Origin of the sequence: Achromobacter sp. Root170 (assembly GCF_001428165.1) — a bacterium.
GTDB lineage: Bacteria > Pseudomonadota > Gammaproteobacteria > Burkholderiales > Burkholderiaceae_B > Achromobacter > Achromobacter mucicolens.
The window spans coordinates 1078253-1100651 of the sequence record NZ_LMHN01000001.1 but is presented as its reverse complement, the minus strand read 5'-3'; the positions used below and the strand labels follow the sequence as shown (position 1 = coordinate 1100651).

The 22399-nt window shown below is 65.3% G+C and carries 27 protein-coding genes; 19 read left to right on the top strand and 8 right to left on the bottom strand.

Annotated elements, in window-relative coordinates:
- Window positions 1-24 precede the first annotated feature (24 nt).
- The 3 genes from ASD87_RS05055 to ASD87_RS05045 all read left to right on the top strand — a co-directional run bounded on the left by ASD87_RS05055 (window position 25) and on the right by ASD87_RS05045 (window position 1929).
- Complete coding sequence (locus ASD87_RS05055; protein WP_056317953.1) at window positions 25-573, top strand: cytochrome b; 549 nt, start codon at window positions 25-27, stop codon at window positions 571-573.
- 33 nt (window positions 574-606) lie between these two features.
- The gene (locus ASD87_RS05050; RefSeq protein ID WP_056317950.1) at window positions 607-846 is read left to right on the top strand and encodes a hypothetical protein; all 240 of its coding nucleotides are present in this window, start codon (window positions 607-609) and stop codon (window positions 844-846) included.
- Window positions 847-1077: 231 nt separating this feature from the next.
- On the top strand, window positions 1078-1929 hold the full coding sequence (locus ASD87_RS05045) for a symmetrical bis(5'-nucleosyl)-tetraphosphatase (RefSeq protein WP_235512603.1): 852 nt from the start codon (window positions 1078-1080) through the stop codon (window positions 1927-1929).
- Between the two features lie 4 nt (window positions 1930-1933).
- Here ASD87_RS05045 and ASD87_RS05040 read toward each other — a convergent pair whose 3' ends face one another.
- Complete coding sequence (locus ASD87_RS05040; RefSeq protein WP_056317947.1) at window positions 1934-2209, bottom strand: hypothetical protein; 276 nt, start codon at window positions 2207-2209, stop codon at window positions 1934-1936.
- Between the two features lie 225 nt (window positions 2210-2434).
- On the opposite strand from ASD87_RS05040, the gene ASD87_RS05035 reads away from it, so the two are divergent.
- Together ASD87_RS05035 and ASD87_RS05030 are read left to right on the top strand one after the other, a co-directional pair.
- Window positions 2435-3874 carry an NAD-dependent succinate-semialdehyde dehydrogenase gene (locus ASD87_RS05035; RefSeq protein WP_056317945.1) on the top strand — a complete coding sequence of 480 codons (1440 nt, stop codon included), beginning with the start codon at window positions 2435-2437 and terminating at the stop codon, window positions 3872-3874.
- A 240-nt stretch (window positions 3875-4114) separates the two neighbouring features.
- On the top strand, window positions 4115-4687 hold the full coding sequence (locus tag ASD87_RS05030; RefSeq protein ID WP_235512602.1) for a class I SAM-dependent methyltransferase: 573 nt from the start codon (window positions 4115-4117) through the stop codon (window positions 4685-4687).
- Window positions 4688-4758: 71 nt separating this feature from the next.
- Here the strand turns inward: ASD87_RS05030 and ASD87_RS05025 are convergent, their stop codons facing one another.
- Window positions 4759-5490 carry a carbonic anhydrase family protein gene (locus tag ASD87_RS05025; protein ID WP_235512601.1) on the bottom strand — a complete coding sequence of 244 codons (732 nt, stop codon included), beginning with the start codon at window positions 5488-5490 and terminating at the stop codon, window positions 4759-4761.
- Window positions 5491-5738: 248 nt separating this feature from the next.
- Here ASD87_RS05025 and ASD87_RS05020 point away from each other — a divergent pair, with 248 nt between their 5' ends.
- The 7 genes from ASD87_RS05020 to ribA all read left to right on the top strand — a co-directional run bounded on the left by ASD87_RS05020 (window position 5739) and on the right by ribA (window position 10509).
- Window positions 5739-5975, top strand: a complete 237-nt coding sequence (locus tag ASD87_RS05020; RefSeq protein ID WP_056317937.1) for a lipopolysaccharide assembly protein LapA domain-containing protein — start codon at window positions 5739-5741, stop codon at window positions 5973-5975.
- A 77-nt stretch (window positions 5976-6052) separates the two neighbouring features.
- Complete coding sequence (locus ASD87_RS27180; protein ID WP_056317935.1) at window positions 6053-6526, top strand: hypothetical protein; 474 nt, start codon at window positions 6053-6055, stop codon at window positions 6524-6526.
- A gap of 39 nt (window positions 6527-6565) precedes the next feature.
- Window positions 6566-7063 (top strand): glycine zipper 2TM domain-containing protein, encoded by a 498-nt coding sequence (locus tag ASD87_RS05010; protein ID WP_056317932.1) that lies wholly within the window; start codon window positions 6566-6568, stop codon window positions 7061-7063.
- 157 nt (window positions 7064-7220) lie between these two features.
- Complete coding sequence (locus ASD87_RS05005; RefSeq protein ID WP_056317929.1) at window positions 7221-7877, top strand: response regulator transcription factor; 657 nt, start codon at window positions 7221-7223, stop codon at window positions 7875-7877.
- A gap of 1 nt (window position 7878) precedes the next feature.
- A complete protein-coding gene (locus ASD87_RS05000; protein WP_056317927.1) occupies window positions 7879-9270 on the top strand; it encodes an ATP-binding protein in 1392 nt (463 codons plus the stop codon).
- A 106-nt stretch (window positions 9271-9376) separates the two neighbouring features.
- Window positions 9377-9796 carry a YgiW/YdeI family stress tolerance OB fold protein gene (locus ASD87_RS04995; protein ID WP_056317924.1) on the top strand — a complete coding sequence of 140 codons (420 nt, stop codon included), beginning with the start codon at window positions 9377-9379 and terminating at the stop codon, window positions 9794-9796.
- 131 nt (window positions 9797-9927) lie between these two features.
- Window positions 9928-10509 (top strand): GTP cyclohydrolase II RibA, encoded by a 582-nt coding sequence (ribA, locus tag ASD87_RS04990; RefSeq protein WP_369818500.1) that lies wholly within the window; start codon window positions 9928-9930, stop codon window positions 10507-10509.
- Window positions 10510-10712: 203 nt separating this feature from the next.
- On the opposite strand, the gene ASD87_RS26845 is transcribed toward ribA, so the two are convergent.
- Window positions 10713-10928 carry a hypothetical protein gene (locus ASD87_RS26845; RefSeq protein WP_142055212.1) on the bottom strand — a complete coding sequence of 72 codons (216 nt, stop codon included), beginning with the start codon at window positions 10926-10928 and terminating at the stop codon, window positions 10713-10715.
- A gap of 556 nt (window positions 10929-11484) precedes the next feature.
- Between ASD87_RS26845 and ASD87_RS04985 the strand changes: the two genes are divergently transcribed.
- From ASD87_RS04985 to arsH, 5 genes are all read left to right on the top strand, one after another.
- Entirely contained in the window at window positions 11485-12450 is a 966-nt protein-coding gene (locus tag ASD87_RS04985) for a tripartite tricarboxylate transporter substrate binding protein (protein ID WP_056317921.1), read from the top strand.
- Between the two features lie 416 nt (window positions 12451-12866).
- Window positions 12867-13193 carry a helix-turn-helix transcriptional regulator gene (locus tag ASD87_RS04980; protein WP_056317918.1) on the top strand — a complete coding sequence of 109 codons (327 nt, stop codon included), beginning with the start codon at window positions 12867-12869 and terminating at the stop codon, window positions 13191-13193.
- 20 nt (window positions 13194-13213) lie between these two features.
- Window positions 13214-14293: an ACR3 family arsenite efflux transporter gene (gene arsB, locus ASD87_RS04975; protein ID WP_056317915.1), complete on the top strand. Its 1080-nt coding sequence runs from the start codon at window positions 13214-13216 to the stop codon at window positions 14291-14293.
- A gap of 45 nt (window positions 14294-14338) precedes the next feature.
- Window positions 14339-14761, top strand: a complete 423-nt coding sequence (arsC, locus tag ASD87_RS04970; protein ID WP_056317912.1) for an arsenate reductase (glutaredoxin) — start codon at window positions 14339-14341, stop codon at window positions 14759-14761.
- Window positions 14754-15467 (top strand): arsenical resistance protein ArsH, encoded by a 714-nt coding sequence (gene arsH / locus ASD87_RS04965; RefSeq protein WP_056317910.1) that lies wholly within the window; start codon window positions 14754-14756, stop codon window positions 15465-15467. The genes arsC and arsH overlap by 8 nt, the downstream gene beginning before the upstream one ends.
- Before the next feature lie 16 nt (window positions 15468-15483).
- Here arsH and ASD87_RS04960 read toward each other — a convergent pair whose 3' ends face one another.
- Window positions 15484-16188 carry a ribonuclease activity regulator RraA gene (locus ASD87_RS04960; protein ID WP_056317907.1) on the bottom strand — a complete coding sequence of 235 codons (705 nt, stop codon included), beginning with the start codon at window positions 16186-16188 and terminating at the stop codon, window positions 15484-15486.
- 84 nt (window positions 16189-16272) lie between these two features.
- Window positions 16273-17469 carry a pyridoxal phosphate-dependent aminotransferase gene (locus ASD87_RS04955; protein WP_056317902.1) on the bottom strand — a complete coding sequence of 399 codons (1197 nt, stop codon included), beginning with the start codon at window positions 17467-17469 and terminating at the stop codon, window positions 16273-16275.
- Window positions 17470-17785: 316 nt separating this feature from the next.
- On the opposite strand from ASD87_RS04955, the gene ASD87_RS04950 reads away from it, so the two are divergent.
- Window positions 17786-18244 carry a universal stress protein gene (locus ASD87_RS04950; protein ID WP_056317900.1) on the top strand — a complete coding sequence of 153 codons (459 nt, stop codon included), beginning with the start codon at window positions 17786-17788 and terminating at the stop codon, window positions 18242-18244.
- Between the two features lie 13 nt (window positions 18245-18257).
- Entirely contained in the window at window positions 18258-20048 is a 1791-nt protein-coding gene (locus tag ASD87_RS04945) for an adenosylcobalamin-dependent ribonucleoside-diphosphate reductase (protein WP_056317896.1), read from the top strand.
- A gap of 32 nt (window positions 20049-20080) precedes the next feature.
- Here ASD87_RS04945 and ASD87_RS04940 read toward each other — a convergent pair whose 3' ends face one another.
- Genes ASD87_RS04940 through ASD87_RS04930 form a run of 3 tightly spaced genes read right to left on the bottom strand, consistent with a single transcriptional unit; the run spans window position 20081 to window position 22381 of the window.
- Window positions 20081-21064, bottom strand: coding sequence for a zinc-binding alcohol dehydrogenase family protein (locus tag ASD87_RS04940; protein WP_056317894.1), 984 nt, complete (start codon window positions 21062-21064; stop codon window positions 20081-20083).
- Window positions 21061-21510 carry a universal stress protein gene (locus ASD87_RS04935; protein ID WP_056317892.1) on the bottom strand — a complete coding sequence of 150 codons (450 nt, stop codon included), beginning with the start codon at window positions 21508-21510 and terminating at the stop codon, window positions 21061-21063. The genes ASD87_RS04940 and ASD87_RS04935 overlap by 4 nt, the downstream gene beginning before the upstream one ends.
- A gap of 31 nt (window positions 21511-21541) precedes the next feature.
- A complete protein-coding gene (locus ASD87_RS04930) occupies window positions 21542-22381 on the bottom strand; it encodes a universal stress protein (RefSeq protein WP_056317890.1) in 840 nt (279 codons plus the stop codon).
- Window positions 22382-22399: the final 18 nt, after the last annotated feature.

The window sequence follows — 22399 nt, the reverse complement described above, 5'->3', positions numbered from 1 at the left end:
GTGGATCTCCCAAGGAGTCGCCCTATGCCACCCCCTGTCGCCCAATCCAGCGTGATGGACTGCCCGGACGGGTATGGAATCGTCAGCCGTGTCCTGCATTGGCTCATGGCGGTGCTGCTGGTGTGGCAGTTCATCAGCGCGGCTGCGCGTCAATTTTTTCCGGACACCCCCATCGAGGACTTTTTCTGGGCGTCGCACACGTCGCTGGGTCTGTTGCTGCTGATCCTGGTCGTCGTGCGCGGCGCGTGGGCCCTCGCCAACCTGGGACGCCGCCCGAACAGCGGCCTGATGGCGGGTTTCGGTCACTTGCTCCTGTACCTCATGATGATCGCCATTCCCACACTGGGACTGTTGCGGGCCTATGGCCGGGGCAGGGGCTATTCGGCTTTCGGCATCCCGGTCTTCAGCCCCCGCGACCAGGAAATCGAAGCGCTGGTCGAGTTGGCCAATGCCTGGCACGGACTGCTGGGCTGGACGCTAATCGCGGCGGCGGCAGGCCACGTCCTGATGGCCTTCCTGCACCGCGGCAGGGACGGCCGGCGCGTATTGACGCGCATGACCCGAGGGCAATGAAGGCCGGCGCGCCGGCCTGCACAGGAGGCAATCATGCAGCGCGATGAGCTCTTGGCACTGATGATCTCGGTGTCCGCGCCGGCGCCCCGGCTGGACGAATGGGACCGGGTGCTTTCCATCTACGCCGGGTACCTGGAAGGCGTCGCACCCAAGCTGTCGGAGAAGGAGCTGGGCAATTTCATTGGCGCGGGCGCCATGTTCTACCGCACCCTGTGCCAGGCGGACGCCTATCGGCAGGAATCCGTGTGGGGGCGGCGCAAAAAGGAAGGATAGCCAGGTCCGGGCACGCCAACCCCGGGGGGCGCTTCGCTTGCGGCATCCGGCCGCCTCGAATGTAAACGTTTGCATGGGTACGGGGCTTGCTGGCCGTTCTGGCACGAAATTCATCCATTCGTGCCAGGAAATGGCTAGCGGCAAGGACAACACATGCGACGCAGACCGGTAAGACAACCATCAAGCCGACCCACCATCACGACACCCACGACCGTTGACGCGAACTTCACATTGGCGGATGACGCACCGCAAAGACGGCTGCCCGCCGTCTGGGCGATCGGCGACGTGCATGGGTGCCGTCCCTCGCTGGACGCGCTGCTCGCCAGCCCCGAAATCGCGGCAGACCCGACCTGCCGGTTCTGGTTCGTGGGCGACCTGATCAACCGCGGTCCCGCCAATGCCGAGGTCTTGCGCCGGGTCATGGCCCTGGGCGACCGCGCGACCGTGGTGCTGGGTAATCACGACCTGCGCGCCCTGGGTGTGGCCGCAGGTTGCCTGCGCCCCGACCCCCGCGACACGTTGGATGATCTGTTCGACGCGCCGGATGCGGACGAACTGCTGGATTGGCTGCGCGCGCGACCACTGATTCACGTCCAGGACAGGCATGTCCTCGTGCATGCCGGGCTCTTTCCCGGATGGGACGTGGCCCAAGCGGTGGCGCTGGCCGGCGAGGTTCAGGATATGCTTCGCGACGATGATTGGCGCCGCCACATGCGCACGCTGACCGGCACCGCGCCGCTGGCGTGGAGCGCCAACCTGGATACGCAGCAACGCCTGCGCTTCATCGCCAGCGCATTTACGCGTATGCGGCTTTGCACCCGCAATGCGGCCCTGGCGCCCGGCGCCAAGTCCACCCCAGGGCGCTGGCCTCGCGGAACCTTGCCGTGGTACGACCTGCCGCGGCGCGCGGACGCCGGCGACACCATCGTTTTCGGCCACTGGGCGACGCTGGGGCTGCTCGTGCGCACGGACGCCGTGTGCCTGGACACGGGCTGCGTGACGGGCGGGCCGCTGACTGCCTACCGGCTCTCCGACCGCAAATTGGTACAGGCCGCGCGCGAAGCGCTCGCCCAGGCGGCTTGAACGGTCACGCGAACAGCCGGTAGGCCACGCCCAGACTGAACAGAAGCGCCGTGCCAATGGCATAAAACGCCAGCGACAGCCAAGCGCTCAGCGGCACGCGCGCCGGCGCTTCGGCCTGACCCGCCGATTGCGCCTCGGGCGAAATTTCATCATTGGCGGCCGTGGGGCAGGGGAGCCGGCCATCCGCGACGTGGGCGGACTGGGCGGCGCGCGCAAGCCCCAGCGAAATCAAGGTGTTGCCGACCGGCGTCGGCGAGAGAACGGGTTCCGGTGAGCTCATGGGAGCCTCCGCAATCAGGGTTAAGTGACGAAAGGCGAAACGCCTACAGCAAGCGGCGTGCCCATGCCCGGCCTTGCGCGCCGGACCGCCAGCCGGACGGTCCGAAGCCGGCCCACTTCCCGTCTCCCTCCCAAACACTTACGATACGGCAGGCGCCGGGCGTTTCCGCCCCGCTTGCCCGAATCGACTGACACGTGACGGCCGCATTTCAACCACGGAGCATTCATGAACGGTTACCCAGATACTCTTCTCCTGATCGACAACGAATGGCGCGAGGCCCGAGGTGGCGCGCGCATCGACGTCGTGAACCCCGCCACCGGCCAGAAGATCGGCCAGGTGGCCAGCGCCTCCCGCGAGGACCTGGACGCAGCGCTGGCGGCAGCGCAACGCGGTTTCGAGACGTGGCGCGACACGTCCGCGCATGAGCGTTGCGCGGTCATGCGCAAGGCGGCCGTCCTGCTGCGCGAGCGCGCGGACAACGTGGCGCGCCTGTTGACGCAAGAGCAGGGCAAGCCGCTGGCCGAGGCGCGCGGCGAAGTGCTGGCGGGCGCCGACATCATCGACTGGTTCGCCAACGAAGCCCTGCGCGTCTATGGCCGCATCGTGCCGTCGCGCAACCCGGCGGCCCAGCAATTGGTCATCAAGGAACCCGTCGGCCCCGTCGCCGCGTTCACGCCTTGGAACTTCCCGGTCAACCAGATCGTGCGCAAGCTGGGCGCCGCGCTGGCCACGGGCTGCTCCTTCCTCGTGAAGGCGCCCGAGGAAACCCCGGCGTCGCCTGCCGCGCTGCTCAACTGCTTTGTCGACGCCGGCATCCCGAAGGGCGTGCTGGGCCTGGTGTTCGGCTCGCCGGCCGAGATCTCCAGCTACCTGATTCCGCACCCGATCATCCGCAAGGTCACCTTCACCGGCTCCACCCCGGTCGGCAAGGAACTGGCCGCGCTGGCTGGCCGCCACATGAAGCGCGTCACGATGGAACTGGGCGGTCACGCCCCGGTCATCGTGGCCGAGGACGCCGACGTCGAACTGGCCGTCAAGGCCTCGGGCGGCGCGAAATTCCGCAACGCCGGCCAGGTCTGCATTTCGCCGACCCGTTTCCTGGTGCACAAGAACGTCAAGGCGGCTTTCGAGCAGGCTTTCATCGCGCACGCCGAAAAGCTCAAGCTGGGCGACGGCCTGACCGAAGGCACCACGCTGGGCCCGCTGGCCAACGACCGCCGTCTGGCGGCGATGGACAAGATCGTCAAGAACGCGGCAGAGAAGGGCGCACGCGTGGCCACCGGTGGGCAGCGCGTGGGTGGCGCCGGTAATTTCTTCGCCCCGACGATCCTGACCGACGTGCCGCTCGAGGCCGATATTTTCAACGAAGAGCCGTTTGGTCCCATCGCGGCGATCCGCAGCTTCGAAACCCTGGACGAAGCCATCCGCGAAGCCAACCGCCTGCCGTTCGGCCTGGCGGCTTATGGCTTCACCCGGTCGATCAAGACGGTGCACGAGCTGTCGCGCCGCCTGGAAGTGGGCATGCTCTGGGTCAACCAGCCCGCAACGCCCTCGGCCGAGCTGCCCTTCGGCGGCGTGAAGGATTCCGGCTACGGTTCCGAAGGCGGTCCCGAAGCGCTTGAGGCGTATCTGGTCACCAAGGCCGTGTCGGTCGTGGGGGTCTAAGCCCGCCGTCTGACCCGGCTGGTTTGGCAACAGGCCGTATCCGAGAAATCGGGTACGGCCTGTTTGTTTCCCGATTCGACGCTCTCCAAATGAAAGGCGCGCTTACGCACCGTTGCCGGTCCGGGCCGCCGACCAAAGGTAAGGTCTGTCCGACAGTTACGTCCCCCGGAGATAGACGCATCGATGTTTTCCTTGCCGCCCATCAAGACCCTTGCCCGGCACAAGCCGGCCGGCTCGGCCATGAATTGGCTTTTGGAGCGCAAGCAGTTCGTCAAGGCGCTGCTTTCCAACCCCTCGGCGGTCGGCGCGGTAGCGCCTTCCAGCGCCGCGCTGGCCGCGGCCATCACCGAATCGATCCCGCCCCGCGCCGGCAAGGTCCTCGAACTGGGGTGCGGGACTGGCGTGTTCACCCGAGAAATGCTGCGCCGGGGCGTGGCGCCATCCAATCTGGTACTGGTGGAGCAGGACTCGGACATGAGCTCCAGCTTGCGCAGCCAGTTTCCAGAGGCGGCCGTGCTGCAGGTGCCTGCCCAGGACCTGTCGCGCGACAGCCATCCTGAACTGCACGGGATCGGCGCGGCGATTTGCGGCCTGCCGCTGCGCAACATGAGCGGCGCGCATCACCACAAGCTGCTTACCGCCGTGTTTGAAGCAATGCCGCCGGGCGCATCCATGCACTTCTTCACGTATGGCGTGAAATGCCCGATCTCGGCGCGCGTGCTCGATGACTGCGGGCTTCACGCCCGGCGCGTGCGATTCGTGCCGATGAACCTGCCGCCTGCCTCGGTTTACAGCCTGAGCCGCTCGCCCTGAGGGCACGGGCGGGACGGGCGCGGCCCATTGAGTGGCGCGCCCGCCCGCGGTACGGCGACGTCGGGGGAGGGCTATGCCATGAAGGTCAGCATGCCGTTGGTGAGGTCGTACATCGACCCGACGATCTTGATCTTTCCTTCCTTTTCCAGCCCCGCAAGAATGGGGCTGTTCTTGCGGATGGCCTCGACGGTGAGCTGAACATTGGTCCGCGCCACCGCGTCCACGAATTGCGCATTCTTGCCGCTGCGGTCGCCCGTGTACTTGGTGGCCTCGACCGCCGGCTTGATCACGTCGAGCAATCCGGTCAGATGGCCGAGCTGAACATTGTCGATCGCGCCGGCCACCGCGCCGCAAGCCGTATGTCCCATGACGAGTATCACCTTGGCGCCCGCCGCCGCGCAGGCAAACTCCATGCTGCCGAGCAGGTCGTTGTTGGAAATGTTGCCGGCGATCCGCCCGTTGAAGGTTTCGCCGATGCCCGTGTCCAGAATGATCTCGGCGGGCGCGCGCGAGTCGATGCAGCTCAGGATGACCGCCGCCGGGTATTGGCCCAGGGCGCTGGACCGCTTCTGCGCAAGGTAATCGTGCTTCTGGGGCTTGCCCGCGCGAAAGCGCGCATTGCCCCGTTTCATCATGTCAATCACCTGGTCCGGCGTCATTGCGTCGCGCTGTGCCTGCGATAACGACGCCGCCTGCGCATCGTTCGGGGCGACTGCCACGCCTGCCATCAGCGCAGCCGTTCCGGCGGCAACGCCCGCCTTCAACCAGCCGCGCCGGTCCAGGTTCAGAGGGTGCCCAGCCATGCAACAATCCTTGATCGCTTCCATGAGGTGTCCCCAAAAAGCAGCCCAAAACGTTAGACCGCGGGACGCGGCTATTCGATGATGGGCCGGCCACACTTGCCGTTTTCACGGCGACAGCCATTCTGTTCCTGTTTGCGGCGGTGAACAATGTTTCTTGTTTTCCCGCCCGATGAGTGGCATAGTTTTCCGCACGACAGGCCCCCGGGCGGGTTCGGGGCGGTTAAGACAGCGAATACGAAAGGTGCCCCATGAGATACCTGTACATCGTATTGATTGTGTTGCTCACGGCGATGGTTCTGTCGTTCAAGGTCCAGAATTTCGATTCCGTCACCCTGACGCTCTGGACATCCACCATCACTTTGCCGACGTCGGTTCTCGTCGTCGGCGTCTACATCCTGGGCATGCTGACGGGCGGCTTTCTGCTCAGCCTGTTGCGCACCGCCTTCCGGGGCGCGGCCAGCCGTCCCGCCGGTCCCACCCCCTGAAGATTCCCCAAGCGCTACCCGGCTAGCCGCCGTGCGTCCGCAGTCAGGGCGCGAACGCGTACTTAGGAGCAATCCCGATGAAAAGGCTATTCCTTGTCTTGTCCACGTGCGTGCTGGCCGGTTGCGCCGGCACGGTCGCGACGAAGAACGATCTGGCCAAGTACGGCACGCCGCCCAGCGATGAAGACCTGTACCAGTACATGTCGACGCTGCGCGATTCCATGCCGCCCACCCGGTATGTCAGCTATCGCGACAAGGGATATGCGGAATCCGTGAAGAAGACCACGTTTGCGGGCGAGGACGGCAAGCCCATGTCGGGTTGGGAGTACGACTTTGACGTGGCTGCCTACGACCAGCTTGGCCCCGACCAGCCGCAGTGGACCGCGCGCCGCGTCGTGTTCTTCAATGGCCGCGCCATAGGCGGCTTCGATGCGAATGGGAAGTTCATGCGCGCCAGCGCCCAGCCATCCGCGGCTGCGCCTGCGCCCGCACCGGCGCCCGCGCCCGCACCGGCGCCCGCGCCTGCGGCCTCGCCGGCGCGTCCGCGCTAGGCCTGGTTTTCCCATTTCCGCCGTTCCGGAGACCCCATCATGCAAAAGCCTCAGCAGGCCGCCCCGCGTAGCCGCCTGACCCTTCTCGCCGCAGGCGGCATCCTTGGCCTTGCCGCCTTCCTTGCCGGCTGCGCCAATCCCTCCGCGTCCTCACGCGTCTACACCTTCGACCAGGCGCAGCGCGCCCAGACCGTCACCCTCGGCTACGTCATTGGCGTGCGGCCCGTCACCATCCAGGCCAGCCAGACCTCGGGCATGGGCATGATCGCGGGTGGCGCGCTGGGCGCCGTCGCCGGCAACGCCGTGGGCGGCGGCTCCGGACGGCGCATCACCACCGTCGGCGGCGCAGTCGGCGGCGCCATGGCGGGCAACGCAGTCGAAAACGCCAGCATGCGCCGCGCGGGCCTGGAAATCACCGTGCGCCTGGATTCAGGCGACGTGCGCGTCATCACACAGGAAGCGGACGTGCCAATCTCGACCGGCCAGCGCGTCCAGGTGGTCACCCAGGGCGGCGTCAGCCGCGTCGGCAGCATCTGACACATCGGGATCTTCGCATCCGGCTCGCGATTCGGGCCGGATGCGGAGGATATGGCATCTAATCTCCGCGTGGCATGCGGAGATTAATTGCGCGTGCCGAGAAAGCGCGCCATGGGCGTCTTAAGATTCTCTTCATCCTGTCGCGTATAGTCGGCGCATGCGTATCCTACTGGCCGAAGACGATGTATCCCTGGGCGAGTCGATCGAATCCTGGCTGGAGCTCGACGGCTATGTGGTCGACCGTGTGACACGCGGCGATCTTGCCGAAACGGCGCTGGCCGCCCACGACTACCACTGCGTGTTGATCGACCGCGGGCTGCCCGGCGTCTCGGGGGACGACCTGCTGCGGCGGCTGCGCGCGCGTCGCGACAACGTGCCAGCCATCATGATCACCGCCCGCGACGCAGTGCCCGACCGTATCGAAGGCCTGGACCTCGGCGCGGACGACTACCTCGTCAAGCCTTTCGACCTGGACGAACTGTCGGCGCGCATCCGCGCTGCGCTGCGCCGCCGCGACGGCCACGCCACCCCTGCGCTCGAGCACGGTGGCGTGTTGCTGGACGTGGCGGCCAAGCAGGTGCGCTTCAATGGGGCGCCGGTCGAGCTGACGGCGCGCGAATTCGCCATCCTGCACGCGCTCATCCGGCGGCCGGGCCATATCGTGTCCCGCGCGCAACTGGAAGAGGCGCTCTATGGCTGGGGCGACGAAGTCGAAAGCAACACGATCGAAGTGCACATCTACAACCTGCGGCGCAAGCTGTCTTCGGACCTGATCAAGACGGTGCGCCGCCAGGGCTATCGGCTGGCGGACTGAGATGCGCTGGCGCAACAAGACTCCCCGGGCCGAGCGCGGCTATTCCCTGCGCCGGCGCCTGATCGGCACGACGCTCGGATCCAGCATCCTGGTGGGGCTGGTCAGCACGGTGATCGTGCTGGCCATCGCGCGCAAGGAGGTCAACGACGCCTATGACGACTGGCTGGAAGAGGGCGCGAGGCTCGTCCTGGCACTGGGCGAGGGCAGCATCGGCCGGACGGCGGGCCAGCACGCCGCTGGCGACACGCAGCCGGCGCTTCGGCTGGACTATCAACTGGTCTCGCGCACGGGAGACGTTCTGCTGCGGGGCGAAGACGCGCCCAAGCGGCCGTTCGTGCCGCCGGACCGGCGCGGCGACCGCTATTACGACGTACGTGCCGACGGCGAGGACTGGCGCGTCTATGTGCGCCATCATGACTCCCTGGGTTTCTCGGCGCAGGTCGGTCAGGAGATGGACGAACGCACCGATCTCATCTGGGACATGCTCGAGTCCTTGGCATGGCCGCTGGTTGGCCTGTGGGTCCTGCTTGGACTGATCAACTGGTTCCTGATCTGGCGTCTGCTCAAGCCGCTTGCGCGCATGGCGCGCGGCATCGAGACCAAATCGCCGTCCGACCTGTCGCCGGTGGCCGAAGAGAGCAGGGCGCATGAAGTGCAGTCCATCACGGCAGCCTTGAACCGTCTGCTTGGCCGGTTGGACCACGCGCTTGAAGCCGAAAGGCGCTTCACGGCGGATGCGGCGCATGAGCTGCGCACGCCGCTCGCGGCCCTGGCGTCGCGGATCCAGGTCCTGCAACGCAGCCATCCGGCCGACGAGGCGCCGGCGCTGGCCGCGCAATTGCAGCGCCTGCGCGCCGACATGATGCGCACGACGAGCCTGGTCGAAAACCTGCTGCAACTTGCCCGGCTGGATCCGCAATCGGCCGACGCCATGCCGCGCGAGCGCATCGACGTCCCCGGCCTGCTGCAGGATGCGGTGGACGCCTGCGCGCCCGCGGCGACGGCGCGCGGCGCTACGATCACGATTGCGGCGCGCGAAAAGGAGTTGGTCGGCAACCGGGACGCGCTCTTTACCGCCTTGCGCAACCTCATCCATAACGCGGTGTCGTACGGCCGCGAGGGCGGACAGGTGCGGGTCGCGGCCGAACGCGCCGGGCAGCACGTCGAGCTCAGCGTGAAGGACGACGGGGAGGGCGTGGCCCCGGCCGATCTGGAGCGGCTGACGCAGCGCTTTTACCGCGTCCTGGGCACAAACGTGCCGGGCAACGGCCTGGGTCTGTCCATTGTGGCGCGCGTGGCCACCATGCATCGCGCAGAACTACGCTTCGGCCCGGGTCTGGATGGCCGCGGGTTGGGCGTCACGCTGCTGCTGCCGCTAGACATGAACGGGTGACGCAAGAATCCGCGTCCCCGCGCAGGGATAAGGTCTGCTTCATCTTCGGGGCGTCAAATGGCGCCATGTTCAACAGCGAAGCGCAATCCGCGCAAGGAGCCGCAGCATGACCCAGATCTCTCGTCGTTCCTCATTCATCCGCACGTTCCTGGCCAGTGCCATCCTCGCTGGCGCCACCGTGGCGGGCGTGGCGCACGCCCAGGGCTACACGGGCCCCAGCACCGGCAAACCCGCTGCCCAAGGCTACAGCGGCCCCAGCACGGTTGCCGTCACGACGGTCAAGGAACTCCTGGTCAATGGCCGGGACGACCAGAACGCCATCCTGCGCGGCCGCATCGTGTCGCACGACGGTGACGATCACTACACCTTTGACGACGGCACGGGCCAAATTCGGGTCGAAATCGATCACGAGGACTTCCCGGCGGGCCAGAAGATCGACGACAAGACCCAGGTCGAGTTGCGTGGCGAACTGGACCGTGACCGCAACAACGTCGAGTTCGACGTCGACAGCGTCCGCGTGATGTAAAGCGCGCGCGGCGGGCGCATACGTTATCCTGTCGACCTCCGTTTCGATACCCGTGCCCGTTTGTCGTGAATCCCGTAACGTCCCCCGCCGCGATCCAACTGCCCGAAGCCTCCATCCGCGCCACCGTCCGGTTGCCCATCCGCCTTGCCGATGGCACCGAGGCGCTGGCGCTGGCTTACAGCTTTCATGGCCTGGCCGACGCGCGCGATCACCTAGCCCTCAAATTCGGGCAACCCGGCCCGCGACCGCTCGTCCGGCTGCACTCCGAGTGCATGACGGGCGATGTCTTCGGATCGCTGCGCTGCGACTGCGGTCCCCAGCTTCAGGAAGCGTTGCGCCTCATGAGCCAGGAGGGCGGCTATCTGCTGTACCTGCGCCAGGAAGGGCGCGGCATCGGCCTGTATTCCAAGCTTGACGCCTACCGGCTGCAGGAACTGGGCTACGACACCTACACCGCCAACCTGGAACTGGGCCACGGCCTGGACGACCGCGACTACACGCCGGCCGCCCAGATGCTGCGGGCATTGGGCGTCGACAATCTTGAACTGCTGACAAACAATCCCGACAAGCGCACCCAGCTCGAACGCATGGGCATCCAGGTCAGCGGTTGCCGCCTGACGGGCGTATTTCCAAACGAGCACAACAAAGGCTATCTGCTGGCCAAGGCGCTGCGCACGCAGCACCGCATCGAACTCGGTCAGACCGAGGAGTGACGAAGCGATACGCCCGGCAGCCCCGCCCGGCATAAGGAGAAACCCTTATACTCTGGGCCGGTCGTTGGGCCGCACGCCGGCGGGGCGCGCAACTCGCCCGACCGTGGCGACTACGTGATCGCCTACGCATTGCCCGGCAAGGTGTAAGCCGCGCGGCAACGCAAGGATCTGGGCGCTCCGCGGAGCGCCCATTTTTTTGCAATCTAACCGCTGTGGCGATGCTTGCCGGTCTTGATGAACAAGTCGGAGAATGCCTCCCAGTCGTTCAGATAGACGAAAAGCTCTCCCTCATCGCCTTCGCACATCGCCGACCCTCGGCTGCTTTCCTCCCAGAATGTGTAGAACGGGAGGCGACGGATGTCTTCGAGACGCACCAGACGGTCTTTCACGACAGGCAAGCCAAAATAGGTTGTGGTCATTTCCCGGGCCTTGGTGATGTGCGCATTGGCCGCAAAGTCCAGCTGGCGATGGCGTGCGCGGTGGGCGGCTTTGGGGTCAACCGATCCTGGACAGACGGGATCGGCGACCGGCGAGGAAAAAGCTTATCCGGGAAGCGAATCGCCAAGAAGAGCTAAAGGCGGTAGTTCGGCCGCACTGCTTCAGGGCGTTCATCGCGAAACCTGGAACCAAACGACCATCGAACGCAATGGCCGGCATATGGCCACGCCGGTGCCGCCCGCTGCGCCGACTTACGCGATGGGCAGCAGATCCTTGTCCGGATCGTAGGGCAGGGAAGGGAGCACCATGGGATTCAGCAGCATCGCGGACAAGGGCGCGACCAGCGCAATCGGATTGCCCTTAGCTGAACCCGCAGATCAAAACGGCATGAATCGCAGGCGTCGCCGGCATCGCCGTGGGCAATGGCGATGCCTTTTTGCTTCATTTCTTGCAGAAGAGTTCTGCGGAATATGGCGGAGATCGGCGGCTGGGCGATCGATACACTTTCAGGCGGAGACAACTGAAAAAGAGCAACACATGCCTATCGTCACACGCCGCCGCATACTGCTGGGCAGCGCAGTCCTCAGCGTACTGTTTTCGTTCGGAGCTGCCGCGCAAACCGCTTATCCGTCGAAACCTGTCCGCCTCGTCGTCCCGTATCCACCGGGGGCCGCCACCGACGCCATCTCGCGCGCGTTCGCCCAACAACTGGGCACGATCATGGGCCAACCGGTCGTCGTCGAAAACCGGCCAGGCGCTGGCTCTGCCATCGGCATCATGGCCGTCAGGAACAGGCCCGCGGACGGATACACCTTGCTAGTCCACGCCGAAGGCTTCTACAGCGCAAAAATCACGACACCCGCCGCGGATTATGCGTTCTCCGACTTTGAAATCCTGGCGCCGCTGGGCCAGAGCAGCTACGCCTTCATCGTGCCGTCCGAGCGAGGCTGGAACCGCCTGGAAGACTTGAAGGGCATTAACCGGGAATTGGATATTGGCGTCGCCGACCTCGGCGTGGGCACATACTCCACGCTTGCGGCGAGGCTGGCTTCAGGGCTGCGGACGCAATACCGTCCGATTCCGTTCAAGGGCGGCGCGGAAGGGCTGACGGCGATTCTTGGCGGGCAGATCGACGGCTACTTCACCACGATCGGCACCACCCAAAGCGTCAAGGACAATCCGCACGTCAAGGTGCTGGCCTATACGGGCCGCGCAGGAAGCGTCAGTCATTTGCCCGGGGTGAAGACGTTTGCCGAGCTTGGCGTGCCGAACATGGTGTTCCACAGCAGCTACAGCGTTGCCGTGCGCAGCGAAACGCCAGAGCCCGTCAGGACGAAGCTGGCGGAGTTTGTGCGTCAGGCTGCCACGTCAGCGGCGATGGAAAAGGCGCGGCGGGATTTGTATTTGGACGGATATGAGGGGTCGTTGGACGACTACAAGCGAGAGCTCACGGGGTTGGCCGATGAGTTCGCGGCAAGCGCCAAGGGGCAGAAAAAGGAGTAGCCAGTGGTTGTTCTGGATGGGTTGGCGACGATGATGGCTCCGAGCTGCGCAGGTCCGTAACCAATGTGGTGCTCGCTCCAGGCTAAGTTCGCATAATGTGTATTATGTAAAGTCAAAGATATTGGTGGATAGAACGCTTGGCTTCCCTAAGTAGTCACGCAGCCCCAAACAATCTCCTGTTCCCATGTCTATCCGGTCTGCCAGCCCTGCGTTAGCCGCCGCGCCCCTGTTCGGCGCCAGCGCTTCCTTCGTAAAAGCTCTGGTCCACACACCCATCCTCATCGTCACGAACCGTCGACGCACACGCATCAGCACTTCCCGGATATTCACCACAGACATCCTCACGGTCGCGCAAGCAAGAAAGGAAGTTCACAGGGCTCTCGCTAATAGTTCAACAATCGTTGTATGATCGAACAATGAACGAAGAGCAAGCCATCTCCGCGCTAGGCGCCCTCGCCCATCCTCAACGGCTGCGGACCTTCCGCGCACTGGTCGTGGCGGGTCCGCCGGGACTGATGCCCAGTGTCCTCGCAGACCAACTGGGCGTTGCGCGCAATACCCTGTCCTTTCACCTGAAAGAACTGTCCACGTCGGGCCTGGTCACCGTCGAGCAACAGGGGCGCAACCTGATCTACCGAGCCGACTTCTCGAAGATGAGCGGACTGCTTGGCTATCTGACTGAGCACTGCTGCGCGGGCACGGCCTGCGAACCTTCCCTGCGTGCGGCTTGCACGACCTGCTGATCAAACCCGGAGTAAACCCGATGTCGTCCACCACACAGGCCGCGCCCGCTCAGCGCCCGCGGCCCGGGATGAATGTTTTCGAGCGCTATCTCACCCTATGGGTGTTTCTCTGCATCGTGCTCGGTGTGACGCTTGGGCAACTGATGCCCGCGTTGTTCCAGACGATTGGCCGCCTTGAAGTCGCTCAGGTCAACTTGCCGGTGGGGATTCTGATCTGGGTGATGATCATTCCCATGCTGCTCAAGGTGGACTTCGGCGCGCTCGGCCAGGTCAAGCAGCACTGGCGCGGCATTGGCGTGACGCTGTTCATCAACTGGGCCGTCAAGCCGTTTTCGATGGCCTTTCTGGGCTGGCTTTTCATCCGCCAGATTTTTTCGGCCTGGTTACCCGCCGACCAGCTGGATAGTTACATTGCCGGCTTGATCCTGCTGGCGGCGGCGCCGTGCACTGCCATGGTGTTCGTCTGGAGCCGCCTGACCGGAGGCGATCCGGTGTTCACGTTGTCCCAGGTCGCGTTGAACGACACCATCATGGTGTTTGCCTTCGCGCCCATGGTGGGCTTGCTGCTCGGGCTGTCGGCCATCACTGTGCCGTGGGACACGCTGCTGGTGTCCGTCGGGCTGTACATCGTGATTCCGGTGGTGCTTGCCCAGCTCTGGCGCCGCGCCCTGCTTCGCCGCGGTCAGGCGGCATTCGACGCCGCGCTGGCGCGCATCGGGCCGTTCTCGATGGCGGCGCTGCTGCTGACGCTGGTTCTGCTGTTCGCTTTTCAGGGCGAAGCCATCATTGGCCAACCTTTGATCATTGCGATGCTGGCGGTGCCGATTCTCATCCAGGTGTTTTTCAATTCGGGCCTGGCGTACTGGCTTAACCGCCGCGCGGGAGAAAAGCACAGCATTGCCTGCCCTTCCGCGCTGATCGGTGCATCCAATTTCTTCGAACTGGCCGTGGCGGCTGCGATCAGCCTGTTCGGATTCCACTCTGGCGCGGCATTGGCCACTGTGGTGGGCGTGCTCATCGAGGTGCCCGTAATGCTGCTCGTCGTGCGGATCGTCAATCGGACCAAGGGGTGGTACGAGGCCGGCGCCATCCGGCGCTGAGTGGTGGCCGCCGGCCTGCCCGACATTCCTTAGATAGAGGTTTTCATGAGTTCCATCACGATTTATCACAACCCGGCCTGCGGCACGTCTCGCAACGTCCTCGGGTTGATTCGCAACAGCGGCGAAACGCCCACGATCATTGAGTACCTGAAGACGCCGCCGGACGCCGCCACGCTGCGGTCGTTGATTGCCGATATGGGCATCCCCGTTCGCGAGCTGCTGCGCCCGAAAGGCACGCCTTACGACGAATTGGGGCTGTCCGATCCGAAGTGGACAGACGACCAACTGATCGGCTTCATGCTTGAGCACCCGATCCTGATAAATCGGCCGATCGTCGTGACCCCGCTGGGTACGCGGCTGTGCCGGCCGTCGGAGGCCGTGCTGGACATTCTGCCTCAGGCTCAACGCGGCGCCTTCACCAAAGAGGATGGAGAACCGCTGATCGATGCGGAGGGCAACCGTGTCTGACGTGTTTGCGGATCTGCCGAATATCGATCCCGCGTACTTCAAGGCGCCGGCTCCGGCCGCGCTGTTCCCGCCGGCGCGGGCCACGCATGCGCCGCGGTTCCTGCTCTTGTATGGATCGCTGCGCGAGCGCTCGTACAGCCGGTTGGTCGCCGAAGAAGCGGCGCGCTTGCTCGAAGCCCTGGGCGGCGAAACCCGGCTCTTCAATCCCGCCGGGCTGCCGCTGGTCGATGACGCCACCGAGAATCATCCCAAGGTCCGAGAGCTTCACGAGCTTGTCCAGTGGGCCGAAGGCATGATCTGGAGCTCGCCCGAGCGTCACGGCGCGATGACGGGATTGATGAAGACGCAGATCGACTGGATCCCGTTGTCGGTGGGCGCCGTGCGGCCCACCCAGGGCAAGACGCTGGCGGTCATGCAGGTTTCGGGCGGATCGCAGTCGTTCAACGCGGTGAACCAGATGCGTATCCTGGGCCGTTGGATGCGGATGTTGACCATTCCCAATCAATCGTCCGTCGCCAAGGCCTACCAGGAGTTCGACGACCGCGGGCGCATGAAGCCCTCCCCTTACTACGATCGGATCGTCGATGTGGTCGAAGAGCTGATGAAGTTCACGTTGCTCACGCGGGATACAAGCCCTTATCTGGTGGATCGCTACAGCGAACGCAAGGAAGCCGGCATGAAGAGCCGGCTTCCTTGCGTCGCTTAGACCGGAATTTCAGGCATTACCCCTTCTTGGACGCGGCATACTTCGCCCTGTTGGCTTCGTTCGGCGGATACAAGCCCGGCAGCACGGCGCCGTTGTTGACTTCGTCCATGATCCAGCCTTCAAAGCGCTCCTGCTCAACGGCTGCGTCGACCACGTCGGCCAGCAGCGCGGCTGGAATGACGACGGCGCCGTCCTGGTCGGCGACGATCACGTCATTGGGGAAGACGGCCACGCCACCGCAGGCGACGGGCTGCTGCCAGTCCACGAAGGTCAGGCCGGCCACCGAGGGCGGCGCTGCCGCTCCGCTCGCCCACACGGGCAGCTTCGTTCCCAGTACACCGGCCAGGTCGCGCACGACGCCGTCGGTTACCAGGCCAGCCACGCCGCGCTTTGCCATGCGGGCGCACAGGATGTCGCCCCAGATGCCGGCGTCTTTCACGCCCATGGCGTCGACCACCGCGATGCAGCCGGAGGGCATCTGCTCGATGGCGCCGCGGCTGGATTTGGGCGAGGACCAGGATTCCGGCGTGGCCAGGTCTTCGCGGGCGGGCACGAAGCGCACGGTGAACGCGCGGCCGACGATGCGGTCCAGGCCCTGGGCCAGCGGGAACGCGCCGCGGATCCAGACGTTGCGCAGCCCTTTCTTCAATAGGATGGTGGTCAGCGTGGCCGTCGTGACGCCGGAAAGCGCCTTGAAATAAACCTCATCGGAAACCGTCATGTATTTCTCCAGGTGAAATTGGAACTGGCGCTCAGCTTGAGCGCGCGCTTTCCCGTGATGCCCAAATCGATTGTTCCAGCCTTGTTAGTCAAGGGTGTCGCAAGTATCGCGCAGACGTTTGCACGCCTGCGCCAGCCGCTCGTCCGACGTCGCAAATGAAATGCGAAAGTAGCCTTCGGCGCCAAATGCGCTGCCCGGCACGACGGCAACATGCGCCGCTTCGAGAAAGAACTGGCTGACATCCACGTCGCTTTTGAGCACCCTGCCCTGCGGTGTCGTGCGGCCAATCAGCCCTTCGCAGGACGGAAACAAGTAAAACGCGCCTTCTGGCGTGCGGCAGTGAATGCCCTCGATCGCATTGAGCGCATCCAGGCAGTCGTCGCGCCGGCGCTGGAACGCCTGATTGCGCGGTATCAGGAATTCCAGTGGGCCATCCAGCGCCGCGGTTGCCGCCGCCTGAGCGACCGAGCATGGGTTGCTTGTGCTCTGCGATTGAATCGTCGCCATGGCCTGGATCAGCGGCCGGGGTCCCGCGGCATATCCGATGCGCCAACCCGTCATGGCATAGGCCTTGGAGACGCCATTGACGGTCAGTGTGCGGGGGTGGAGTTCAGGGTCCACAGACGCGATGGTCGAGAACTGCCAGCCTTCATAGCGGATGTGCTCGTACATGTCGTCCGTCATGATCCACACGTGCGGATGACGCGCCAGTTCAATGGCAAGCGCCGCCAGATCGGCGCGCGAGTAGCCGGCGCCCGTGGGATTGCTGGGCGAATTGAGAATGATCCATTTGGTCTTGGCCGTGATCGCGTGGCGCAGCTGTTCCGGCTTGATCTTGAAGTCCTGCGAGGCCGGGCAAGCGACCTCGACGGGCACGCCGCCCGCAAGCCGCACCATGTCCGGGTAGGACACCCAATAGGGAGCCGGGATGATGACCTCGTCTCCCGGATTGATGGTCGCCAGGAGCGCATTGAAGATGACCTGCTTTCCGCCCGTGCCCACGCTGATTTCCGCGGGATCGTAGGAAATGCTGTTGTCGCGCCAGAACTTGCGGGCGATCGCTTCCTTCAATTCGCGCGTTCCGTCGACGTCCGTGTAGCGGGTGGCGCCGGCGTCGATGGCCTCTTTCGCGGCGACGCGGATGTGCTCCGGGGTCGGGAAATCAGGCTCGCCCTGCGATAGGCCGATGACGTCGATGCCGCGCCGCCGCATGTCCCCCGCTATTTTGGTAATGACCAGTGTGGGGGAAGGCTTTACTGCGCCAAGGAGGTGGGAAAGCATCGTCGTCTCGCGGGTCTGGATCGATCAATGCAGGAAGTCTAGAACTGCGATTAGTCCATGAAAAGCGATATATTTCACAGCTGAGCATCAATTATTTCGATTAGATGCGGGCTGCCAGAGACAAAATCGCAGGCACGATACGCGCTGTCGCTGCCCCCGTGTCTGTGTCACGGGCGGGATCGCACCGCGTGCGGCGTCCCAGAGTCAGTCTCGAACCCTTCGGGTATCCGCTGGCGCTCACAACTTGACCGGAATCAATATTTTCGCCGCGCGTCCGCTGATACTGGTTTCGTGCCCAATTTTCACGGAGACCAGCATGTACGAGCGAATCCTTGTTCCCATCGACGGCAGCGCCACCTCGCAGATCGGCTTGAACGAGGCCATCCGGCTGGCCAAGCTGACCGGGGCGCGCATCCGTCTGATACACGTCATCGACGAGCTGTCCTTTGCCCTGACCACCGATGCCTATAGTTATCACGCGGGCGAACTCCTGGATCTGATGCGCCGCAACGGCGCGAAGATGCTGGAGACGGCGCAAGGCACCGTCCGCGATGCAGGCATCGAAGCGGATACCGCGCTCTACGAGAATCTGGACCGGACCGTCCAGCAGCGGGTGCTGGATGAGGCGGCAGCATGGAAAGCCGATCTGATCGTGATCGGCACGCACGGCCGCCGCGGCGCGCGGCGTCTGCTTCTGGGCAGCAGCGCCGAAGGCATCCTGCGCGGGGCGTCGGTGCCGGTCTTGCTGCTGCGGGCTCCCGAAGGCGTTTCCTGATCCGGGGCGTTTCATGCTCCTGCCGCAGCCGGCGTGCGTGAATGTGCTGCTTGACCGGTACGCGGCGTGCGCAGAGCACGATGCCGCGCAGGTGTACGCTCGCGTCGCCCTGGCGCTCGCCCAGGCGGAGACGCCGGCACGGCGGGCGTCCGCCGCCGCGGCGTTTCTTCAGAACATGCGGGACGGCGCGATCGGTGCGGGGCGGATCATGGCAAACGCCGGCACGCAGGCACACGCGACCATGGTCAATTGTTTCGTGCAGCCGGTGGGTGGCCCCGATGCCTCACTCTCCTTCCAGGCCGGTCTGCAGCAGGCGCTTGAGACATTGGCCATGGGCGGCGGGGTCGGGTACGATTTTTCGTCGCTGCCCCCGCTGGCGGCGGGATCCCCTGGGCGGGCAGACGCCCCGACGGTCCACGAAGCAATCGATCAGTACGACGCGGCGTGCGCCCGCCTGGCATTCGAGGGCAGCCGCCGCGGCGCCCAAATGGCGGTTCTATCCTGTGCGCATCCCGACATCCTCGATTTCGCCCGGGCCAAGCACGGCCGCCGGCGCTGGCGCACCTTCAATATTTCGGTCGCGGTCAGCGACGCGTTTCTTGCCGCGGTGCAGCGCGACGAGCCCTGGCCGCTGGTTCATCGCACCCCGCCCGGCCAAGCGGCGATCGACGCGGGCGCATTCCAGCGAACCGACGGCCTTTGGCAGTATCGCCAGGATTCGGCACGGCGCTTATGGGATGCCATCGCGCGCGAGGCCGTCCACAGCGCCGAACCGGGGTTGCTGTTCATCGACACCATCGCGCGCGCCAACAACCTGCACGCCCTCGAGACGATCCGGGCAACCAATCCGTGTGGCGAGCAGCCGCTGCCCGACTATGGATGCTGCGTGCTCGGCCCCATCAACCTGACACGCTTGGTCGAGCACCCATTTGGACTGGGCGGCCCCGCCAACGTGAACCTGGCAAAGCTGGCCAGCATGGTCCGCATACAGGTGCGCATGCTCGATAACGTGATCGCGTTGACGCATTGGCCCCTGCCCGCCCAACAGGCGCAGGCATTGTCCACGCGCAGGATAGGCGTGGGTGTGACCGGGCTGGCGGACATGCTAGCGATGCTGCAATTGCGGTACGACAGCGCCGCCGGCCGCCAGGCCGCAAGCGAAGTGGCCCGGTGCATCCGGGACAGCGCCTACGCGGCGTCGGCGGCACTGGCCCGGGAACGCGGGCCGTTTCCCCTTTACCGCGCAGCGGACTACCTGTCGGACGGCGCCATCGGCGATGCGCTTGCCGCCGAGGTACGCGTTGCCGTGCGCCGGCATGGGTTGCGAAACAGCCATCTGGTGTCGTATGCGCCCACCGGCAGCGTCAGCCTTGCCTTTGCGGACAATTGCTCCAGCGGGATCGAACCGGCTTTCGGCTGGACTTACCGCCGCCGCGTGATGCTGGGCGCCGCTGCGGTTGACGTGCCGCTTGAGAACCATGCGTGGCGCCAATGGAACCTGCATTTTGCCCGCAAGCCTTTGCCCGACTATTTCCGCACCGCGCAGCAGGTAGCGCCTGAAGACCACGTGGCGATGGTGGGCGTCTTGCAACCTTTCGTGGACGCCTCCATTTCGAAGACGGTGCCCGTGCCGTCCGACTGCAGCGTCGAACGCGCGCAGGCGTTGTTCATGTCAGCATTCAAGCTCGGGCTCAAGGGGATTACTCTCTTTCGGCCAGACCCCGCGCTTGCGGCGGTGCTGGGCACGGCAACCTCGGGGGCTGACGCCCTGGCAACGCCAAGCGCCTGCGAAGGGTGCGCATGAGAGCCCCCCCGGCACCCGGGATCCGCTGCGCCTCAGGGCAGCAGCACGGCCGTCGCCTGGATGCGCCCCGCCCGCAGGTCGTCCAACGCGCGATTTGCGTCCTCAAGCCGATACGTGCGGACATCGGCACCCAGATCCCACGCGTGCGCCTTGCCCAGAAATTCTCTTCCGTCCTCACGCGTCAGGTTGGCGACGGACGAGAGCGAACGTTCGCCCCAAAGCAGGCGGTAGGGAAATGCCGGGATGTCCGACATGTGGATGCCCGCGCACACCACGCATCCGCCCGGGCGCACCGCGCCCAGCGCTGACGGCACCAGCGCGCCGACCGGCGCGAACAAGATCGCCCCATCCAGGGGTACTGGCGCGGGTTCGCTGCTGTTGCCAGCCCAAGTCGCGCCCATCGCAAGCGCATGCGCTTGCGCTGCCACATCGCCGGTGCGGGTAAAGGCGTACACCTCGCGGTTCAGATGGCGGCAGGCCTGTGTCAGGAGCCGTGCCGCAGAACCGAAACCGTAAAGCCCCAGCCGCTGGGCATCGCCGGTTGCCCGCAATGCCCGCCAGCCAATCAGGCCGGCGCAGAGCCACGGCGCCATCCGCGCCGGGGCTCTGGCCGCTGGCAAGGGAAACAAATAGTCAGCATGCGCCAGCATGTGCGTGGCAAAGCCGCCGTCCTGTGTGTAGCCGGTAAACAGAGCCTCGCTGCAGAGATTTTCCAGGCCGGCGCGGCAGAACGTGCATTGTCCGCACGTGCGCGCCAGCCAGGCCGCACCCATGCGGCGCCCCAGCATCGCCGTGTCGACGCCAGCCCCGACCGATTCCACGACGCCTACGACTTCATGGCCCGGAATGATGGGATACCTGAGGTTGGGCAGCTCGCCGTCCAGGACATGCAGATCCGTGCGGCAGACCGCGCATGCCAATACGCGCAGTCTGACCTGGCCGGCGCCGGGCTGCGGCGTCTCGCGTGTTTCCAGCGTCAGGGGCAGCCCCGGCGCTTGCAGGACCATCGCCTTCATGGGGTGCGGACCAGCAAGACGGGGACAGGCGCCATCCGCACGACGCCTTCCGCGCTGCTGCCCAGCATCGCGCGGCGCAGGCCATGGTGGCCATGCGTGCCCAACACGATCAGGTCCGCGTTGAAGGCCTGCGCGGCCCGCAGGATGCGCGCGGGCGTCGGCATGGCGTCCTCATCCAGAAGCGTCGCCTCTGCGTTGACGCCGGCCGCCGCGGCGTCAGCCTTGGCGCGCTTCAGCAGGTTGGCGCCTGCTTCTTTCCGGCTGGCCTTCAGCGTGCGCAGGGCATCCTCGGCGTAGGGGTTGTCCTCCAGGACTGCCGGCGGATCCTCCAGCGCATGCACGACAAGGAGCGAGGCGCCGGCTTCCCGGCTGATCCGGATCGCCTCCTCCAATGCCCGGTCGGATGCGTGCGAGCCGTCGATGGCGGCAAGGATACGGCGGTACATGGGCTATCCAGATCGGCGGCGCAGCAATCGCCTAATGGGACAGAAGGACGGGAACCGTCATCGCGCTGAGCAGCGACCGCGTGGCTCCGCCCATCACAAGCTGCCGCATCCGGCTGTGCCCATATCCGCCCATCACGATGAGATCCGCACTGAAATCCGCGGCCGCCGTCAGAATCACGTCGCCGATGTCTCCGTGGCGGACGTCGCGCATCTGGTGGACGGGCTGGGGAAACCCGTGGCAGATGCAGTAGGCGACGAGGTCCTCGAAGGGAACGTCCGAAGGCTGCTGCAAGGGGAATCCCTCGTCCAGGGACAACACCTGCAAAGCCGCGGCATTGCGCAGCAGCGGCGCGGCGTCGGCGATGGCCCGCGCCGCCTCGCGGCCGCGGTCCCAGCAGTACAGCACCCGGCCGCCGATCGTGCTGAACGTCCCGGCGATGGGCAGCACGATGACGGGCCGGCCCGAGGTGAGGATCACCTGCTCGACGAAATCGTTGCCCGTGGCCGCTTCGAGATCCTTCAGGTTGTTCTGCCCCACCACGACGACATCCGAGGAACGCGCGTGCCGGGAAACGCACTCCGCGGGCGTGCCCCACTCGCCTTGCCGCCATGCCGCCGCAACGCCGGCGTGCTCGGCAGCCTCGCTGAACGCCTTCTGGACGGCAGTGCGCGCCTTTTCGTGGATCTGGACCGCCCGATCCATCCCCCTCACCCACAACCCGGCTTCGTCATAGAAATAGCCCGGCGCGACGTAGCTGGCGTATATCCCTGTCAGGTGGGCGTCATGGGCCTTGGCCAGACGCAGACAGAAATCGAGCCGGCGCGAACAATCGGCGCCCTGGTCCAGATGGACAGCGATTCGACGGAACATGGTGACCTCCGGTGGCAG

What these genes read in the sequence shown, in the direction of transcription:
- ASD87_RS05055 (WP_056317953.1), top strand. Translation starts at nt 25, where the DNA reads ATGCCACCCCCTGTCGCCCAATCCAGCGTGATGGACTGCCCGGACGGG.
- ASD87_RS05050 (WP_056317950.1), top strand. Translation starts at nt 607, where the DNA reads ATGCAGCGCGATGAGCTCTTGGCACTGATGATCTCGGTGTCCGCGCCG.
- ASD87_RS05040 (WP_056317947.1), bottom strand. Translation starts at nt 2,209, where the DNA reads ATGAGCTCACCGGAACCCGTTCTCTCGCCGACGCCGGTCGGCAACACC.
- ASD87_RS05035 (WP_056317945.1), top strand. Translation starts at nt 2,435, where the DNA reads ATGAACGGTTACCCAGATACTCTTCTCCTGATCGACAACGAATGGCGC.
- ASD87_RS05030 (WP_235512602.1), top strand. Translation starts at nt 4,115, where the DNA reads ATGAATTGGCTTTTGGAGCGCAAGCAGTTCGTCAAGGCGCTGCTTTCC.
- ASD87_RS05025 (WP_235512601.1), bottom strand. Translation starts at nt 5,490, where the DNA reads ATGGCTGGGCACCCTCTGAACCTGGACCGGCGCGGCTGGTTGAAGGCG.
- ASD87_RS05020 (WP_056317937.1), top strand. Translation starts at nt 5,739, where the DNA reads ATGAGATACCTGTACATCGTATTGATTGTGTTGCTCACGGCGATGGTT.
- ASD87_RS27180 (WP_056317935.1), top strand. Translation starts at nt 6,053, where the DNA reads ATGAAAAGGCTATTCCTTGTCTTGTCCACGTGCGTGCTGGCCGGTTGC.
- ASD87_RS05010 (WP_056317932.1), top strand. Translation starts at nt 6,566, where the DNA reads ATGCAAAAGCCTCAGCAGGCCGCCCCGCGTAGCCGCCTGACCCTTCTC.
- ASD87_RS05005 (WP_056317929.1), top strand. Translation starts at nt 7,221, where the DNA reads ATGCGTATCCTACTGGCCGAAGACGATGTATCCCTGGGCGAGTCGATC.
- ASD87_RS05000 (WP_056317927.1), top strand. Translation starts at nt 7,879, where the DNA reads ATGCGCTGGCGCAACAAGACTCCCCGGGCCGAGCGCGGCTATTCCCTG.
- ASD87_RS04995 (WP_056317924.1), top strand. Translation starts at nt 9,377, where the DNA reads ATGACCCAGATCTCTCGTCGTTCCTCATTCATCCGCACGTTCCTGGCC.
- ASD87_RS26845 (WP_142055212.1), bottom strand. Translation starts at nt 10,928, where the DNA reads ATGACCACAACCTATTTTGGCTTGCCTGTCGTGAAAGACCGTCTGGTG.
- ASD87_RS04985 (WP_056317921.1), top strand. Translation starts at nt 11,485, where the DNA reads ATGCCTATCGTCACACGCCGCCGCATACTGCTGGGCAGCGCAGTCCTC.
- ASD87_RS04980 (WP_056317918.1), top strand. Translation starts at nt 12,867, where the DNA reads ATGAACGAAGAGCAAGCCATCTCCGCGCTAGGCGCCCTCGCCCATCCT.
- arsB (WP_056317915.1), top strand. Translation starts at nt 13,214, where the DNA reads ATGTCGTCCACCACACAGGCCGCGCCCGCTCAGCGCCCGCGGCCCGGG.
- arsC (WP_056317912.1), top strand. Translation starts at nt 14,339, where the DNA reads ATGAGTTCCATCACGATTTATCACAACCCGGCCTGCGGCACGTCTCGC.
- ASD87_RS04960 (WP_056317907.1), bottom strand. Translation starts at nt 16,188, where the DNA reads ATGACGGTTTCCGATGAGGTTTATTTCAAGGCGCTTTCCGGCGTCACG.
- ASD87_RS04955 (WP_056317902.1), bottom strand. Translation starts at nt 17,469, where the DNA reads ATGCTTTCCCACCTCCTTGGCGCAGTAAAGCCTTCCCCCACACTGGTC.
- ASD87_RS04950 (WP_056317900.1), top strand. Translation starts at nt 17,786, where the DNA reads ATGTACGAGCGAATCCTTGTTCCCATCGACGGCAGCGCCACCTCGCAG.
- ASD87_RS04945 (WP_056317896.1), top strand. Translation starts at nt 18,258, where the DNA reads ATGCTCCTGCCGCAGCCGGCGTGCGTGAATGTGCTGCTTGACCGGTAC.
- ASD87_RS04940 (WP_056317894.1), bottom strand. Translation starts at nt 21,064, where the DNA reads ATGAAGGCGATGGTCCTGCAAGCGCCGGGGCTGCCCCTGACGCTGGAA.
- ASD87_RS04935 (WP_056317892.1), bottom strand. Translation starts at nt 21,510, where the DNA reads ATGTACCGCCGTATCCTTGCCGCCATCGACGGCTCGCACGCATCCGAC.
- ASD87_RS04930 (WP_056317890.1), bottom strand. Translation starts at nt 22,381, where the DNA reads ATGTTCCGTCGAATCGCTGTCCATCTGGACCAGGGCGCCGATTGTTCG.